The sequence below is a fragment of the Microbacterium sp. A8/3-1 genome (genome assembly GCF_040267695.1).
Taxonomy (GTDB): Bacteria; Actinomycetota; Actinomycetes; order Actinomycetales; family Microbacteriaceae; genus Microbacterium; species Microbacterium luteolum.
The window spans coordinates 1,919,789-1,934,740 of the sequence record NZ_CP158357.1 but is presented as its reverse complement, the minus strand read 5'-3'; the positions used below and the strand labels follow the sequence as shown (position 1 = coordinate 1,934,740).

Here is a 14,952-nt window from a genome sequence, read left to right as displayed (position 1 = left end):
CATGGGAACAATATGCTTCGCGCCCGTGATGGGGCGCACCCTCGTGTTCCGCGACCGCCGCGCCTGACGGCGCGCCCGCTCGCACGCATCTGCGCGCCGTCCACCGAGATGTCATCGCACCTCGGGACGGGCAGTCCTCACTGACGCTACTCTCTGCGTCCTGCCACCTTCGAGGTGCTCCGAATCATTCTTCTGGAGCGCACTCATGCCTCGCTCGATCCATGGCGGCCGCCACGAACTCGGCCAGAACTTCCTCACCCATCGCCCCACCCTCGGACGCATCACGACGATCGTCCGGGGAACGTCCGGGTCGATCCTCGAACTCGGCGCCGGCGACGGCGCACTCACCCGCTCGCTGGCCGAACTGGGACGACCGCTCACGGCGATCGACATCGATGAGCATCGGGTCCGCCGACTGCGCGGGCGATTGCCGAGCGTGCGCGTCGAGCACGCGGACGCGACGCGCCATCCGTTCGACGCCGACGTGGTGGTCGGCAACATCCCCTTCCACCTGACCACTCCGATCCTGCGGCGGCTGCTGTCGACGGGGCGGTGGCGCGAGGCCGTCCTGCTGACCCAGTGGGAGGTCGCGCGCAAGCGCGCCGGGGTCGGCGGCGGCACCTTGCTGACCGCGCAGTCGGCGCCGTGGTTCGAGTTCGCTCTCGAAGGGCGCGTCCCGGCGTGGGGCTTCTCGCCGCAGCCCAGTGTCGACGGCGGCCTGCTGTCGATCACTCGCCGCGGCTCACCGCTCGTGCCGGTCGCCGAGCGCCGTGCGTATGAGGGGTTCGTCCGGGCGATGTTCACAGCCCGCGGGGCGACCCTCGACGCCGTCGTGGCCACCGCGGGCCGGGTCGCGAGGTCGCGGGCGCGGCAGGCGCTGGCGGCGGCCGGTGCCGCGGACACGCGACTCCCGCGCGACCTCGGACCGGAGCACTGGGCCGGCCTGTGGCAGCAGGTCGGACGACCGGTCTGACGGGAGGAGGGGGTGCGCCGATGCGCACCCCCTCCTCTTCTCACAGGTTCGCGAGCACGTCCCGCAGTCGAGCGGCGAACGCGGCCGGGTGGTCGACGAAGCCCGTGTGGTCGCCGGGGAACCTCGTCGGCGCGACGTCGAGCTGCACGCCCAGGGCGGTGGTCGTGCGCTCGCACAGCTGGCCCACCGACTCCTCGCCGATGCCGAGCACGAACCGCACGTCTGCGCGCCGCAGCACGTCGAGATCGGGCTGCCAGCCGACGCTGCCGAGGTATTCGCGCGCGAACCAGAACTGCTCGTCGGCGAGGCTCTGCGGATCGGCATCCCCGCCGAACCACTGCACGAGAACCTCCTCCGGCATGGCGATGTTCGCCTGTGCGAAGAACATCCGCCACGCGCCGAGGCGGTCGCCGCCGAGGGCGAGCGCGATGAGATCCTCCGCGGTCTGCAGCTGCTCGACGTGATCGGGGAGCAGACGCAGCAGCGGGGGTTCGTGGGCGATCACGACGTCGACGAGGTCCGGCCGATCCTGCGCGAGCGCGAGGACGGTCACGGCGCCGCCGCTCGAGCCGAAGACTGTCGCAGGTCCGCGATCGACGTGCTCGATCAGGGCGGCGAGATCCGCCGCGCGCACGGCAGGGCTCGAATCGCGTGTCGGATCCGCGACGGTGCTGCGCTTGATCCCGCGAGGGTCGGCGGTGAGCACGGTGTGGTCGGACGCCAGCTCGTCGGCGAACGGAGCGAACGCGTCGGCATCCATCGGCGAGCCGATCAGTGCGAGGAGCGGACCTGCCCCGCGCACCTCGTAGTGGAGGCGCGCGTCGGGGCGGTCGAGGGTCGAGGTGGTGTTCATGGGATTCTCCTTCTCTCGGTCACTGCTTCTGGGGTACTGCGGTGGTCAGGGTCGTAGAGGACGACGCCGGGCGGATGCGGCGGCAGCGGCGGATCACGGCGGGCGCGGCGATCGCGGTGAGTGCGGCGAGGCCCGCGGGCAGCAGCAACGCGAGGGGCAGGGTCGCCGCGGCGGCGAGGAAGCCGATCAGGGCGGGGCCGAGGAGGCCGCCCCCATAGCTGATCATCGTGACGACGGAGAGTCTCCGAGCGGTCTCGCCGCGTTCGGCGAGCGTGCCGATCACGATCGGCCAGATCAGAGCGGTTCCCGCGCCCGCGAGGGCCCAGCCCACGAGGGCGATGAGCACGGCGATCGGTCGATCGGGCAGCAGACCCGACGTCAGCACGGCCGCGTAGCCGATCGCGGCGAGAGAGCTGGTGAGGCGGACGGTGTGCAGCGGTCCGAGCGTTCGACGGAGCGCGTCCCCGGCGAACCGCATCACGGTCATCGCGGCGAAGAAGATGCCGTAGACCAGGGAGCCGGTCGCCGGATCCGCTCCGAGGATCCGGGTCGCGTGCACACCCGCCCAGTCGGTGGCGGCGCCTTCGGTCAGGAAAGCCGCCGCCCCGAGCACGCCCAGGGCGACGAGGTGCCCCGATCGCAGGGGAGCGGGCGCGTCGTCTCGAGCGTCCGCCTCAGCGGGCCGGTCGAGCGCGGTCTCGTGAGCCTCCGTCGCCGGCAGCCCGCGCAGCCGCATCCCCACGAGAGCGGATGCCGCCACGAGGAGGCCCGCGCCGCCGGAGATCGCGAGTCGACTGTCCAGGCCCGCGTGCAGAGCGGCGGCGAGCAGCAGTCCGCCGCCCGCGGCGCCGAGCGTCCAGCAGCCGTGCATGCGGGCGATCACCGGCCGACCCATCGCCGCCTCCACCGCCATCGCCTGGGAGCTGAGCGCGATGTTCGTCGCGCCGCAGCTCAGACCGAACAGTCCGGCCGCGAACAGCAGCATGGGAAGAGACGGGGCGACGCCCGCCAGCATGAGGGCGGCGCCGGCACACGGCAGCGCCGCCGCCAGCATCCGTCCGTCCGTCCCGGAGAAGCGGCCGGCGGCACGCATCGCCAGCAGAGCGAACCCCGCCACGACGAGCAGCATCACGCCGAGAGCTGCCGGACCGAGGTCGAGGCGGGCGTCGAGCGCGGGGAGCCCGGCACCCCACACGGCGGTCATCAGGCCGGTCAGCCCGTGGCTGAGGGTGATGATGCGGTGGCGGGAGCGGAGCGTGTCCATGGCTCCAGGGTGCGCCGGGGTCGCCTCTCACCTCCAACACCCGTTCGCGCCCGATTGACGCATTCCTGTTGTGAATCGGCTATAACGGGACCATGGCCGATGAGCTGGAGCTGCGTCTGCTGCGGCATTTCGTCACGGTGGCGGAGGAGCTGCACTTCCGTCGCGCCGCCGAGCGGCTGTTCATCGCGCAGCAGGCCCTGAGCCGCGACATCCGGCGGCTCGAGGATCGGATCGGCACCCCGCTGCTCATCCGCTCCACCCGCAGCGTCGACCTGACGGATGCCGGTCGCCGCCTGCTGCCGCGTGCCAAGGAGCTCCTCGCGCTGCACGACCTCGCCCTGCGCGAGCTCCGCGACCACGAGCCGCTCGTCGTCGACGTGGTGGACGCGGAGCTGACCCCGGCTCTCGTGCTGGAGGCTGTGCGGAGCCAGGCGCCGGGGAGCGAGTTCATCGCCCGGTTCGGTCAGCGCGGCGGCGGCCGAGGCGGATCGGCGGACGTCGTCTTCGATCGCGTGAGCCGCCCCTCGCCCGAGATGTCGACTCAGCTCGTCCGCTTCGAACCGCTCGCGGTGCTCGTCCCCGACGGGCATCCGCTGGCGAGCCGGGACATCGTGCCCTTCGAGGACCTTCGCGGAACCCGCGTCTGCTCGCGGGCGGGAGGTCACGTGACCGAGGGGTGGATCGACGCCACCGCGCAGCTGCTCGCGCCCTTCGGCATCGATCCCGCGATCGGCCACCCCGTGGTCGCGGGAGGGGAGGAGCTCGCGCAGCACCTGCGCCTGCGCAGCGCACCCGTTCTCGCCCTCGCCTCGCAGCGGCCGGTCGACGGGGCCGTCCTCCTTCCGGTGGTCGACCCCGTCCCGCTCTTCCCGTGGGCGATGTCGTGGCGCAGCGATCTCGACCACCCGGCGCTCGCGGAGCTGCGGGCCGCCGCGGCCTCGCTCTCCGCCGCGAACGGATGGCTCGAGGTCCCGGACGGTGCCTGGCTCCCGTCGCCCGAGAGCCGATCCGGCCGCTGAGGTGCTCCGCCCGGACGCACGGTGTCCGTGGCCGGGAGTAGCCTCGGCACATGCCCACGTTCGGAACGCTCTCGACTCCGGTCGGGGTGATCGGCGTGGTCAGCGACCGCACGGCCATCGTCCGTGTCGGATGGCGAGCGCCGGCGCCCGCCGATGCCGATCCCTCGCCCGATCCGCTGCTCGCGGAAGCACTCGCCCAGCTGACCGCCTACTTCGCGGGAGCGCTGACGGTGTTCGATCTGCCGATCGACCTCGGCGTGCAGACCGATGCGACGAGGGCCGTGCTCAGCGCGCTCCATGAGACCGTGGGCTACGGCAAGCCCGTCACCTACGGCGAGCTCGCGGAGCGCAGCGGGACGGCGGTGCCCGCACGCGGGATCGGCTCGATCATGGGCGCGAACCCGATCCCGATCATCGTGCCGTGCCACCGCGTCGTCGCCGGCGACGGTCTCGGCGGATACTCGGGCGGAAACCCGGGTGAGGGCCTCGCGACGAAGCGCTGGCTGCTCGAACTCGAGGGTGCGCTGCCGACCTCGCTGTTCTGAACCGGCCGTCGTCATCCCGTCATCCGCGGCCGTCGCAGCCTGAGAGAATGGAGGCGCCGAGTCCCGATCCGAGGAGCCAACGTGCCGTTCATCTCCACCCGCGGCGGCATGCAGCCGCAGTCGTTCAGCGAGACGCTGTTGGAGGGCCTTGCGCCAGACGGAGGACTCGCGGTCCCCGAGGTCATGCCGACGGTGGACGGTGAGACGCTCGAGCGCTGGCGCGCCTTGACGTACCCGCAGCTCGCGACCGAGGTGCTCGGACTGTTCGCGACCGACATCCCTCGCGAGGACCTCGCGCGGATGACGGCCGACGCCTACGCGGACTTCCCGGACGGCGTCGTGCCGCTCCGCGCGATCGACGACGACATCACGCTGGTCGGACTCTCCGAGGGGCCGACCCTCGCGTTCAAGGACATGGCGATGCAGTTCCTCGGCCAGGCGCTCGAGTACACCCTGGAGCGGCAGGATTCGGTGCTCAACATCCTCGGCGCCACCTCCGGTGACACCGGCTCGGCCGCCGAACACGCTCTGCGCGGCAAGGAGCGCGTCGCGGTGTTCATGCTCTCGCCGCAGGGGCGCATGAGCGCCTTCCAGCGCGCGCAGATGTTCTCCCTCGACGACGCGAACGTGCACAACATCGCCGTCGAGGGCGTGTTCGACGACTGCCAGAATCTCGTCAAGCACCTCGCGGGCGACCTGGTGTTCAAGCGCGCCCAGCACCTCGGCGCGGTGAACTCGATCAACCTCGCGCGGATCACGGCGCAGGTCGTGTACTACTTCTGGGCCTGGCTGCGGGCGACGGATGCCGGGGGCTGGACCGAGCTCTCGTTCACGGTGCCCTCCGGCAACTTCGGCAACATCCTGTCGGGCTTCTACGCCAAGCAGATGGGCCTCCCGATCCGCCGGCTCGTCCTCGCCGCGAACGAGAACAACGTGCTCGACGAGTTCTTCCGCGCCGGGATCTATCGGCCGCGCAGCGCGGCGCAGACCCTGGCCACCTCCAGCCCGTCGATGGACATCTCGAAGGCGTCGAACCTCGAGCGGTTCATCTTCGAGCTCGTCGGCCGGGACGCGTCCCGTGTCGTGGGCGCCTGGCGCGACCTCGAGGAGCAGGGCTTCTTCGACTTCTCGGCCGACCTGTCGCGCTTCGTCTCGGAGTTCGGCATCGTGAGCGGGACCTCGACCCACGACGACCGGCTCGCGACGATCCGGTCCGTCTACGAGACCACGGGCGAGATCATCGACCCGCACACCGCGGACGGCGTCCGCATCGCGCGGGAGTACCTCGAGCCCGGCGTGCCGATGCTCGTGCTCGAGACCGCGAAGCCCGAGAAGTTCGCCGAGACGATCCATGAGGCGATCGGCATCGAGCTCGCCTATGCGCCCGAACTGCGCGAGATGCTCGATGCTCCGCAGCACGTGACCGAGATGGCCGACGACGAGCATGCGCTCCGGGCCTTCATCGCGGAGAACGCGCTGCACTGAGTCGCAGAGCCCGGGGAGCCTCCGGTCACTCCGGGTTGCCGTGCAGCATCCAGGCGATGCCGAACCGGTCGACGAGCATGCCGAAGGTCCCGCCCCACGGCGGGACGTCCAGCGGCATGGTGATCGTCGCGCCGTCGGACAGCCCCTCCCACACCTGTTGCGTGACCTGCTGGGTGTTGCCGCTGAGCGACACCGAGATGCCCTGCGGCTTCTCGTAGGTCATGCCGGTGGGGGTGTCCGAGGCCATCAGGACCAAGCCCTCGGGCGTCGTCAGCTGTCCGTGCATCACCAGGTCGTTCTGGCTCGGATCCTGCACCATGTCGGGGAAGTCCCCGAAGACGCTGATGTCGAGCTCACCGCCGAGGACGCTCTGATAGAACTCGAGCGCTTCCCGCGCGTCGGTGCGGAAGGAGAGATACGGGTTGAGATCGGGCATGGACGACTCCGAGGTTGTGCGGACGAGACCCGGGGCGGCCCCGATGCAGGTCAGTCTGCGCCGGGCCGCGCTCGTCCGCAAGGGGTCGTGCGTCAGCTCGGCAGTGCTTTCACCGCTGCGGTCAGCACCTGCGGAACAGTGGGCACGCCCTCGGCGCGGAAGACCTCGGCGCCGGCGTCGTCCCGGATGATGACGGTCGGTGTGAAGCGGATCTCGAGCGCCTCCGCGGCATCCGGCTCGCGGGCGACGTCGATCTCCGTGATCGTGGCGTCCGGAAGGAAGCGCACGGCATCCGCGAGCACCGAACGGGTGCGGGAGCACGCGCCGCAGAACGACGAGGACACCAGGGTCAGCTCCATCCGCACCTCCTCGGGGTCGTGTCCGTCCCTTCGATGCAACCTCCGGCGATCGTCGCGTGTTCCCTGATGGGCCAGCGCGCTTCGACCGCTTCAGAACTCCGTGCGCTTGACGAGGCCGCGGTTGGTGCGGATGTGCTCGTAGTCCCACTGGATCTCGCGAGCCGCCGACAGCCAGGCGCCCAGCGCATCGACGTCGATCTCGTCGGCGCTCCGGTAACGCACCTCTGCGGCCTTGAACGAACCCGACGGCGCGAGTCCCGCGGCATCGAAGGACTGCCCGCTCCAGAACATCAGCCGCACGGCATCCTTCAGGCGGTCGTATCCGACGATCGGGTTGCCGTCGAGGAACCAGACGGGATGCGCATGCCAGACCTTCGCGGTCGCTTCGGGGAGTCCTCGGTCGATCTCCGCCGCCAGCAGGTCGCAGATCTCCCGATCCTCGGGCGCGAGCTTTCGGTGGTAGTCGCGGACGTCGTCGGGGAGGGGCATGTCGTCAGCCTCGGTCCAGCCCGAAGGTGTGCTTCACGAGTGCGCGGACGTCTCGGTCGAGCCCGTCGATGCGGGAGTCGATGGCATCGAATCGGGAGTTGACGGAGTCGAATCGGGAGTTGACGGAGTCGAATCGGGAGTTGACGGAGTCGAATCGGGAGTTCACGGAGTCGAACTGGGAGTTGACGGAGTCGAATCGGGAGTTGACGGACTCGAACTTCCAGTCGACGGCGTCGAACCGGCCGATCACCTCTCCGCGCAGCCCGCTGATCTCCGCCCGGAGAATGCGGATGAAGAGCGTCGACACGATCGTGAGCATGCCGAACATCAGGGCGATGACCGCACCGATCATGGTCCAGGTCTGAGGTTCGGTCAAGGCGGGCACGCTCCCATTCTGTTCGGACACTGCCATCCTGCCAAGGGGGCGCGTGCTGCGGCAGCCGTTGGGGACAAGTCGAATCCTGCAGGTGCTGGGGAGGAGAGCTGATGTCCTCAGCGGCCCTCGGGCACCGCCCGCGGATGCAGCAGGCCGGATGCCGCGCCGAGCGCGGCCCCGACGAGAGTGTCGACGATGCGCTCGCCGGCGACGTCCATCGCGCCGATCTCCCCGGTCGCGGCTCCCGTGAGCAGCAGGACGAGCGGCGTGATGAACACCAGAGCCAGGGCGTAGTGACGCACCACGACGAGCTCGATCGTGAACTGCAGCGCGGCGAGGAGAAGAGCGAGCCAGAGTCCGGACGGATGCAGCAGCGCGAGAACCGCGTAGACGCCGGTGCCGGCGACGGTGCCGAGCATGCGATGCAGCCCGCGCTGGAACGCCTCTCTCCGCGCCGCCGCGACGCCGATGACGGCGACCGCCGATCCGACGATCCAGTACGTGCGCGCGGGATCGATGACGAGGCCGAGGAGCACGCCGACGACCGCGACGATGGCGACGCGCAGGAGGAGCACTCGCGCGCCGGTGTCGAGGGTGGGCCCGGGGAGCAGCGTGCTCAGTCGACGCGCGCTCTTCATCCGTGTCCGGGGAGCGAGCAGCGGCGCCATGGCGACGGCGTACGAGAAGACGCATCCGGCGGCGAGGGCGCCGAGGTACACGAGGGGCGAGACGTCCGAGACCGCCACCACGTGCGCCGAGAGACCGAAGACCAGCACGAAGAACAGCGGGCCCGGCGGGCCGAGGCGGAAGCCGAAGGCGAGTGCGGCCGAGACGACCGCCACGACAATCACACCGATGCTCACCAGCCACGGGCTCCCCGCGAGGAGCACGCCGGACGCTGCGCTGAGGACGAGGCCGGCCGCGATCAGCGGGAGCACCCGCGCCCGATCGACGGTGGGCGCTGAGCCGACGTACAGCACGGTGAACGCACCGCTCGCCGCGATGTATCCGAGGGCCGGCTGACCGAGGAGGGTCATCACGGCGACCGGGACCCCGATGCCCAGCGCGGCCTGCAGCGCGAGCGGCCAGCGCGGGCCTCGTGACGGGGCGAAGGCGAAGAGGCTCACCCCTCCATTGTCGTCTCCGCGCGGCATCCGTCAGCGCGTGGCGAGCCATTCGTCGAAGGTCTGTCGCCCGAGAACGGCATCCGGTCCGGGGAGAGCGTCTCCGGCACGCATGCCGGCCATCTGCGGGCCGGGCACGTTCAGGGCGGGAATCCATCCGCGGTAGCCCTGTCCGCGCGCATAGGCGCGGATCATGTCGGCAAGTCGCTCCTCACGCGGGCCGGCGAGGTCCGGAACCCGTCCCTGCGGCGCTCCGACGGCGAGGTCGGCGAGACGCTCGCCGACCTCGCGAGCGGCGATGGGCTGGGTGCGCGCGTTCGGGGCGACGTGCAGGGGACCGACCTTGGCCCTCGCGAACATCTGCGCCGCGAACTCGTGGAACTGCGTCGCGCGCTGGATCGTCCACGGCACTCGCGAAGCCTCGATCACCTTCTCCTGTGCGACCTTGCCCGCGTAGTAGTCGTAGGGGATGCGATCGATGCCGACGATGGAGAGCAGCACGATGTGCGCGACGCCGGCGTCCGCGGCGGCCGAGACGAGATTTCCCGTCGCCGCGGTGAAGAACTCGATCGCCTCCGCGGCTTTGAGCGTCTCGATGCTCGCGACGTCGATGACCGCGTCGACGTCGGTGAGGGCAGCGTCCAGTCCAGCGCCGGTCACGAGATCGACGCCGTGCGAGCGGCTCAGCACGACGGCGTCGTGCCCGGCCGCTCGCACCGCCTCGACGGTGTGTCGACCGACCACTCCGGTTCCTCCTGCGACGGCGATCTTCATGACGGGCTCTCTTCGGTTCGGGCTCATACTCTTCCGACGACGCGGGAATCGGAAACGTGAGGTGCTCCGGCGGAATCGTGTCGACGCACGATCCGATCGGGGACAGGATAGAGGCGATGGACGATATCGACGCTCTCGAAGCCGAACGCCGCAACCTTCTCGCCCTCGCGTACCGCATGCTCGGCACCGTGGCCGACGCCGAGGACGCCGTGCAGGAGACGTATGTGCGCTGGTACCGCATGTCGGAGGAGGAGCGCGCCGAGATCATCAATCCGGCCGCCTGGCTCACGCGCGTCGCGGGGCGCGTCTGCCTCGACGTCCTCGGATCGGCGCGGGTGCGGCGCGAGAGCTACGTCGGTCCGTGGCTGCCCGAGCCGCTTCCGCGCAGTTCTCCGCTCATGTCCTCCGCACCGCTCGATCCGCTCGATCGGGTCACACTCGATGAATCCGTGAGCATGGCGCTGCTGGTGGTGCTGGAGTCGCTCACGCCGGCGGAGCGCGTCTCGTTCGTGCTGCACGACGTGTTCGGCGTGCCGTTCGCGGAGATCGCCGAGACCGTCGGCCGGAGTCAGGACGCGGTCCGCCAGCTCGCCTCGCAGGGGCGACGACGTGTGCGGGATCGTCGAGCGGGGAGAGCCACGCGGGAGCAGCACGACGCGGTGGCGCGCGCCTTCCTCGAGGCGTCCGCGACCGGAGAGCTCGAGCGGCTCATCCCCCTGCTCGATCCCGACGTCGTCCTGCGGTCCGACGGCGGCGGCAAGATGTCCGCAGCGCGCCGTCCCGTGGTCGGCGCCGACCGCGTGGCCCGGTTCCTGCTCGGCATCCCGCATCTCAACCCCGGCATCGAGCTCCATCCCACCGAGATGGTCGACGGGGTCGCGCTGCTGGCCACGCTGAACGGCCGCACCGATTCGGTCGTGTCCTTCGTCGTCGCCGATGATCGCATCACCGAGATCTTCCTCGTGCGAAACCCCGACAAGCTCACCCAGTGGCAGTGAGAGGGTGCTCGATACGATGGCCACTGTGACCACAGCGACCGTGCGCCCCGGCATCGCCGACCGGCTCTCCCAGATGATCCGGCTGCCCACGGTGTCGGCCGAGCTCGAGGAACGCGGGTCCGGACCGTTCGAGGACTTCGTCGCCCTCATCGCCGAGCTGTACCCGCTCACGCACGAGAAGCTGCGGCTGGAGCGGCATACGGATTTCGGACTCCTGTTCCGCTGGGCGGGGCGCGGCGGGGCATCCGACGGCCCGCTCGTGCTGATGGCGCACTACGACGTCGTCCCGGTCGACGAGAGCGACGCCTGGACCCATCCGCCCTTCGACGGCGTGATCGCCGACGGCTCCGTCCACGGCCGCGGAACGCTGGACGACAAGGGTCCGCTGATCGTGGTGCTGGAGGCCGTCGAGAATCTGCTCGCCGACGGGTTCGTCCCGGCGCGTGACGTGTATCTCTCCTTCGGTGGCAACGAGGAGACGTACGGGCGTGCGGCAGAGGAGATCGCACGCGTCCTCCGCGAGCGCGGGATCGTTCCCTGGCTCGTCGTCGACGAGGGCGGCGCGGTGGTCGACGCGCCGCTGCCCTTCGTCCCCGGACGCGCGGCGATGATCGGAGTCGGAGAGAAGGGCGTGATGACCCTGCGGCTGTCGGCCCGCGGCGAGGGCGGCCACGCCTCGGCGCCGCCCTCGATGACGGCCGTGCGGCGCATCGCCCGCGCGGTCGACCGGCTCGGACCCGCCACGTTCCGCCCGCACGCCTCGACGGCGATCCGACGGATGCTGACGCAGCTGGCCGCCCAGACGCCGGGCCCCGCCCGCCACCTGCTGCGCCTGCTCGGCTCGGCGCCGCTGCTGACCGCCCGGCTGTTCGCCGCGCTCGGTGGCGAGCCCGCGGCTCTCGTGCGCACCACCGTCGCGCCGACCATGCAGTCCGGCGGCACGGCGGCGAACGTGCTTCCATCCCAGGCATCCGCCACGGTGAACCTCCGGATCGGCCTGGGGGAGACCACGCGGCAGACGGTGTTCCGCGTGCGTCGTCGCATCCGCGATCCGCTCGTCGCCGTCGAGGTGGTGGAGGCGAGCGAGCCGTCGCCTGAGTCCCCGACCGACAACGCCCAGTTCGCACTCCTCGCGGAGGCCCTCGAGGTCTCCCATCCCGGGGTCCCCGCGGTGCCCTACGTGATGATGGCCGCCACGGATTCGCGGCACCTGCACCGGTTCTCGCCGGCGGTCTACCGCTTCGCACCGCTGGACATGTCGAACGCGCAGCGCGCGTCGATCCACGGGGTCGACGAGAGCGTCGAGATCGCCGCGCTGGAGCGCGGGGAGCGATTCCATCGCGCTCTTCTCGAACGGCTACAGTGTGCTTCGACTCGTCGCTGCGCTCCTCGCTCAGTAACCGAGCAAGGAGAGGATCTCGGATGACGCGCACCCGCACGCTGGGAACCCTCGCCGTCGTCGTCGGCTTCCTCGCCTTCGTCGAGTTCACCAGTGGGGTGCTGCAGGGCTATTACACGCCGATGCTCAGCGACATCGCCCGTCACCTGGGCATCCACGACGCCGACGTGAACTGGCTCGAGGGAGCTCAGCTCATGCTGTCCGCCCTCGTCGTCCCCGCGTTCGCGAAGCTCGGCGACATGGTCGGCCACAAGCGGATGCTGTTGATCTCGACGGCCCTCACCGCCGCGGCTGCCCTCGTGCTCCCGTTCACCGACTCGTTCGGCGTGTTCCTCGCGGCCTGGGCTCTCATGGGGTTCTACGTCGTGTGGCTCCCGCTGGAGATCGCCCTCATCTGGTCGCGGTCGCGTCGGATGGAGGGACGCTCGTCGATCACGGCCAAGGCTGCCGGGCTCCTCGTGGCCGCGCTGGAAGGCGGCGCGATCATCGGCGCGCTCGTGGGCGGAGCACTCATCGACGTGCTCCCGCTCACCGTCGTGCTGCTGGTTCCGGCGGTGCTCATCGTCATCTGCTTCTTCGTGATCCTCTTCGGAGTGAAGGAGTCGCCGGATCCGACCGGAGGCATCTTCGACACCGTCGGTCTCGTGCTCATCTCGCTGGCCCTCGTGTGCTTCACCGGCGGGCTCAGCCTGCTCCGACTCGAGGGCGGACTGGTGAACCCCTGGTCCTGGGCCGTCGTGCTCCTCGGCCTCCTGCTGGTCATCCCCTTCGTGCTCTGGGAGCTGCGCTGCGACGACCCGTTGATCGACGTGCGCATGTTCCGGTCCCCGGCGCTCGGCCCGGTCTTCCTGACCGCCGGGCTCTTCGGGGTGAGCGTTCTCGGCGCGCAGGCGCCGCTGTCGACCTTCGCGCGCACCGACCCGACCGTGTACGGCTACGGACTCGGGACGACCGGATTCGCCACGTCGCTCATCATCGGCGTCTATCTCGTCGCCATGATCACCGGTGCACTGCTCTTCCCGACGATCGCCCGACGGCTGTCGCCGCGGATCACACTGATGGGAGCGTCCGTGCTCGTGGGCATCGGCTTCCTGCTGTTCCTGCCGTTCCATCACGAGTACGCCCAGGTCATCACGAACATGGTGATCGTGGGACTCGGCTCCGGTGCGCTGGTCGCCGCGCTTCCGGCCGCCGCGGCATCCGCTGCCCCCGCCTCGCAGACCGGTGTCGCCACAGGGCTGACCAACTCGGTGAAGACGGTCGGAGGCGCGATCGCGTCGTGCGTCTTCGGCATCGCCCTGCTGAACGGCGTCGCGACCACGGCCGGTGCGACAGAGGGCACGGCGGGGTCGCTCGCCGGCTACTTCACGGTCTGGGTCGTGTGCGGCGTGACCGCGCTCGCCGCAGCCGTGCTGCTCGTCTTCGTTCCCAAGGCGGCCTTCACGGACCGTTCCGTCGAGACCGAGGCGGCACCGGCCGTCTGAGGTCAGCCGCGCCGGAGGCGAAGCTCCCTGACGGAACTCGGAAAGGGGGCGGGCGGAGAACGCTCCGCCCGCCCCCTCCGGTCAGTCGCCCTTCACGTTGACGAGCTGCCGCAGCGTGTGCCGGATCGACACGAGGCCGGCGGCATCCGCCATCACCTGGTCGATCGGCTTGTACGCCTGCGGGATCTCGTCGATGAAGGCGTCCGTGTCACGGAATTCGATCCCGACCATCGCCTCCCGCAGCTGCTCGTGCGTGAACGTCTTCCGCGCCGTCGACCGGGAGAAGTTCCGGCCGGCGCCGTGCGGAGACGAGTTCAGCGACTGCGGGTCGCCGAGCCCCTCGACCACGTACGAGGCCGTGCCCATCGAGCCGGGAATGAGCCCGGGCCGACCGGCATCCGCCTGGATCGCACCCTTCCGCGACACCCACACCTGCTTGCCGAAGTGCTTCTCCGACTCGGTGAAGTTGTGGTGGCAGTTGATCCTCTGCTGCTCGTCGACAGCTGCCCCGAGGAACTCGGACACCTGCCGTACGACGCGGTCCATCATCTCCTCCCGGTTCAGCAGGGCGAAGTGCTGGGCCCACCGCAGCTCTCGGATGTACCGGGTGAACTCGGGTGTTCCCTCGACGAGGTAGGCCAGGTCGGGGTCGGGCAGGTCGATCCACCACTGCGTGGCGAGCCGCTGCGCGACCGAGATGTGCTTCATGGCGATCTTGTTGCCGACGCCCCGGGACCCCGAGTGCAGGAACAGCCAGACCCGGTCCAGCTCGTCGACGGACACCTCGATGAAGTGGTTGCCCGATCCGAGTGTGCCGAGCTGGAGGCGCCAGTTCCCGGCGTACTGCGCGGGGTCGAAGCCGTTCTTCTCGGCCAGCGCCTCGAGTTCTGCGATGCGCGGCTCAGCGGTCGCGACGACCTTGTTGTTGTACCGACCGGCCGAGAGCGGGATGGCGCGTTCGATCTGCTCCCGCAGCTCCGCGAGCTCACGACCTTCGAGGTCGCTTCTCGTGAACTGGGTGCGGACCGCGATCATGCCGCAGCCGATGTCGACACCGACGGCAGCAGGGATGATCGCGCCGAGCGTCGGGATGACCGAGCCGACCGTCGCCCCCTTGCCGAGGTGCGCATCCGGCATCAGCGCCAGGTGCGGGTGGATGAACGGCATGCGTGCCGTGGTGTGCGCCTGCGCGAGTGTCTTCTCGTCGATCAGCGACGCCCACGACAGCAGCCGTGCGGAGAGCCTCTCCATGATTCCTTCCTTGTGGTGATGTCCAGCCACAGGTCAGGGGTCTCTCCAACGGAAAAACGCCCCGGACCTGACGGTGCGGGGCGTTGCGAGAGCGGATGCTGTCACACGGCGCGCGCCGGAGGG

General features: G+C 70.2%; 16 protein-coding genes. 7 read left to right on the top strand and 9 right to left on the bottom strand.

Going from position 1 to position 14,952, the window contains the following annotated elements; translation table 11 throughout:
- Positions 1-205: 205 nt before the first annotated feature.
- The gene (gene erm / locus ABS642_RS09555; RefSeq protein WP_350353135.1) at positions 206-973 is read left to right on the top strand and encodes a 23S ribosomal RNA methyltransferase Erm; all 768 of its coding nucleotides are present in this window, start codon (positions 206-208) and stop codon (positions 971-973) included.
- Between the two features lie 40 nt (positions 974-1,013).
- Here the strand turns inward: erm and ABS642_RS09550 are convergent, their stop codons facing one another.
- Together ABS642_RS09550 and ABS642_RS09545 are read right to left on the bottom strand one after the other, a co-directional pair.
- On the bottom strand, positions 1,014-1,826 hold the full coding sequence (locus tag ABS642_RS09550; RefSeq protein WP_350353134.1) for an alpha/beta hydrolase: 813 nt from the start codon (positions 1,824-1,826) through the stop codon (positions 1,014-1,016).
- A gap of 19 nt (positions 1,827-1,845) precedes the next feature.
- Entirely contained in the window at positions 1,846-3,090 is a 1,245-nt protein-coding gene (locus ABS642_RS09545) for a hypothetical protein (RefSeq protein WP_350353133.1), read from the bottom strand.
- A 92-nt stretch (positions 3,091-3,182) separates the two neighbouring features.
- Here ABS642_RS09545 and ABS642_RS09540 point away from each other — a divergent pair, with 92 nt between their 5' ends.
- From ABS642_RS09540 to thrC, 3 genes are all read left to right on the top strand, one after another.
- Positions 3,183-4,109, top strand: a complete 927-nt coding sequence (locus tag ABS642_RS09540) for a LysR family transcriptional regulator (protein ID WP_350353132.1) — start codon at positions 3,183-3,185, stop codon at positions 4,107-4,109.
- A gap of 50 nt (positions 4,110-4,159) precedes the next feature.
- Entirely contained in the window at positions 4,160-4,654 is a 495-nt protein-coding gene (locus ABS642_RS09535; RefSeq protein WP_350353131.1) for a methylated-DNA--[protein]-cysteine S-methyltransferase, read from the top strand.
- 81 nt (positions 4,655-4,735) lie between these two features.
- On the top strand, positions 4,736-6,139 hold the full coding sequence (gene thrC / locus ABS642_RS09530) for a threonine synthase (protein ID WP_350353130.1): 1,404 nt from the start codon (positions 4,736-4,738) through the stop codon (positions 6,137-6,139).
- Positions 6,140-6,164: 25 nt separating this feature from the next.
- Here thrC and ABS642_RS09525 read toward each other — a convergent pair whose 3' ends face one another.
- From ABS642_RS09525 to ABS642_RS09500, 6 genes are all read right to left on the bottom strand, one after another.
- Positions 6,165-6,575, bottom strand: coding sequence for a VOC family protein (locus ABS642_RS09525; protein ID WP_350353129.1), 411 nt, complete (start codon positions 6,573-6,575; stop codon positions 6,165-6,167).
- A 92-nt stretch (positions 6,576-6,667) separates the two neighbouring features.
- Positions 6,668-6,934, bottom strand: a complete 267-nt coding sequence (locus tag ABS642_RS09520) for a thioredoxin family protein (protein WP_282214415.1) — start codon at positions 6,932-6,934, stop codon at positions 6,668-6,670.
- A 90-nt stretch (positions 6,935-7,024) separates the two neighbouring features.
- Positions 7,025-7,423, bottom strand: coding sequence for a DUF1801 domain-containing protein (locus ABS642_RS09515; protein ID WP_350353128.1), 399 nt, complete (start codon positions 7,421-7,423; stop codon positions 7,025-7,027).
- 4 nt (positions 7,424-7,427) lie between these two features.
- The gene (locus tag ABS642_RS09510; protein ID WP_350353127.1) at positions 7,428-7,808 is read right to left on the bottom strand and encodes a hypothetical protein; all 381 of its coding nucleotides are present in this window, start codon (positions 7,806-7,808) and stop codon (positions 7,428-7,430) included.
- 107 nt (positions 7,809-7,915) lie between these two features.
- A complete protein-coding gene (locus ABS642_RS09505) occupies positions 7,916-8,926 on the bottom strand; it encodes an FUSC family protein (RefSeq protein ID WP_350353126.1) in 1,011 nt (336 codons plus the stop codon).
- A gap of 30 nt (positions 8,927-8,956) precedes the next feature.
- A complete protein-coding gene (locus ABS642_RS09500; RefSeq protein ID WP_350353125.1) occupies positions 8,957-9,697 on the bottom strand; it encodes an NAD(P)H-binding protein in 741 nt (246 codons plus the stop codon).
- Between the two features lie 116 nt (positions 9,698-9,813).
- On the opposite strand from ABS642_RS09500, the gene sigJ reads away from it, so the two are divergent.
- The 3 genes from sigJ to ABS642_RS09485 are packed head-to-tail and all read left to right on the top strand — an operon-like array spanning position 9,814 to position 13,578.
- Positions 9,814-10,695 carry an RNA polymerase sigma factor SigJ gene (gene sigJ / locus ABS642_RS09495; protein ID WP_350353124.1) on the top strand — a complete coding sequence of 294 codons (882 nt, stop codon included), beginning with the start codon at positions 9,814-9,816 and terminating at the stop codon, positions 10,693-10,695.
- 25 nt (positions 10,696-10,720) lie between these two features.
- Positions 10,721-12,121 (top strand): M20/M25/M40 family metallo-hydrolase, encoded by a 1,401-nt coding sequence (locus ABS642_RS09490; protein ID WP_350353123.1) that lies wholly within the window; start codon positions 10,721-10,723, stop codon positions 12,119-12,121.
- Entirely contained in the window at positions 12,118-13,578 is a 1,461-nt protein-coding gene (locus tag ABS642_RS09485) for an MFS transporter (RefSeq protein ID WP_350353121.1), read from the top strand. Before ABS642_RS09490 ends, ABS642_RS09485 begins: the two co-directional genes overlap by 4 nt.
- Before the next feature lie 81 nt (positions 13,579-13,659).
- Here ABS642_RS09485 and ABS642_RS09480 read toward each other — a convergent pair whose 3' ends face one another.
- Positions 13,660-14,829 (bottom strand): RtcB family protein, encoded by a 1,170-nt coding sequence (locus ABS642_RS09480; protein WP_350353120.1) that lies wholly within the window; start codon positions 14,827-14,829, stop codon positions 13,660-13,662.
- Positions 14,830-14,952: the final 123 nt, after the last annotated feature.

Excerpts from the sequence above, each read along its gene's own strand:
- erm (WP_350353135.1), top strand. The coding sequence starts at position 206 with ATGCCTCGCTCGATCCATGGCGGCCGCCACGAACTCGGCCAGAACTTC.
- ABS642_RS09550 (WP_350353134.1), bottom strand. The coding sequence starts at position 1,826 with ATGAACACCACCTCGACCCTCGACCGCCCCGACGCGCGCCTCCACTAC.
- ABS642_RS09545 (WP_350353133.1), bottom strand. The coding sequence starts at position 3,090 with ATGGACACGCTCCGCTCCCGCCACCGCATCATCACCCTCAGCCACGGG.
- ABS642_RS09540 (WP_350353132.1), top strand. The coding sequence starts at position 3,183 with ATGGCCGATGAGCTGGAGCTGCGTCTGCTGCGGCATTTCGTCACGGTG.
- ABS642_RS09535 (WP_350353131.1), top strand. The coding sequence starts at position 4,160 with ATGCCCACGTTCGGAACGCTCTCGACTCCGGTCGGGGTGATCGGCGTG.
- ABS642_RS09525 (WP_350353129.1), bottom strand. The coding sequence starts at position 6,575 with ATGCCCGATCTCAACCCGTATCTCTCCTTCCGCACCGACGCGCGGGAA.
- ABS642_RS09520 (WP_282214415.1), bottom strand. The coding sequence starts at position 6,934 with ATGGAGCTGACCCTGGTGTCCTCGTCGTTCTGCGGCGCGTGCTCCCGC.
- ABS642_RS09515 (WP_350353128.1), bottom strand. The coding sequence starts at position 7,423 with ATGCCCCTCCCCGACGACGTCCGCGACTACCACCGAAAGCTCGCGCCC.
- ABS642_RS09500 (WP_350353125.1), bottom strand. The coding sequence starts at position 9,697 with ATGAAGATCGCCGTCGCAGGAGGAACCGGAGTGGTCGGTCGACACACC.
- sigJ (WP_350353124.1), top strand. The coding sequence starts at position 9,814 with ATGGACGATATCGACGCTCTCGAAGCCGAACGCCGCAACCTTCTCGCC.
- ABS642_RS09485 (WP_350353121.1), top strand. The coding sequence starts at position 12,118 with ATGACGCGCACCCGCACGCTGGGAACCCTCGCCGTCGTCGTCGGCTTC.
- ABS642_RS09480 (WP_350353120.1), bottom strand. The coding sequence starts at position 14,829 with ATGGAGAGGCTCTCCGCACGGCTGCTGTCGTGGGCGTCGCTGATCGAC.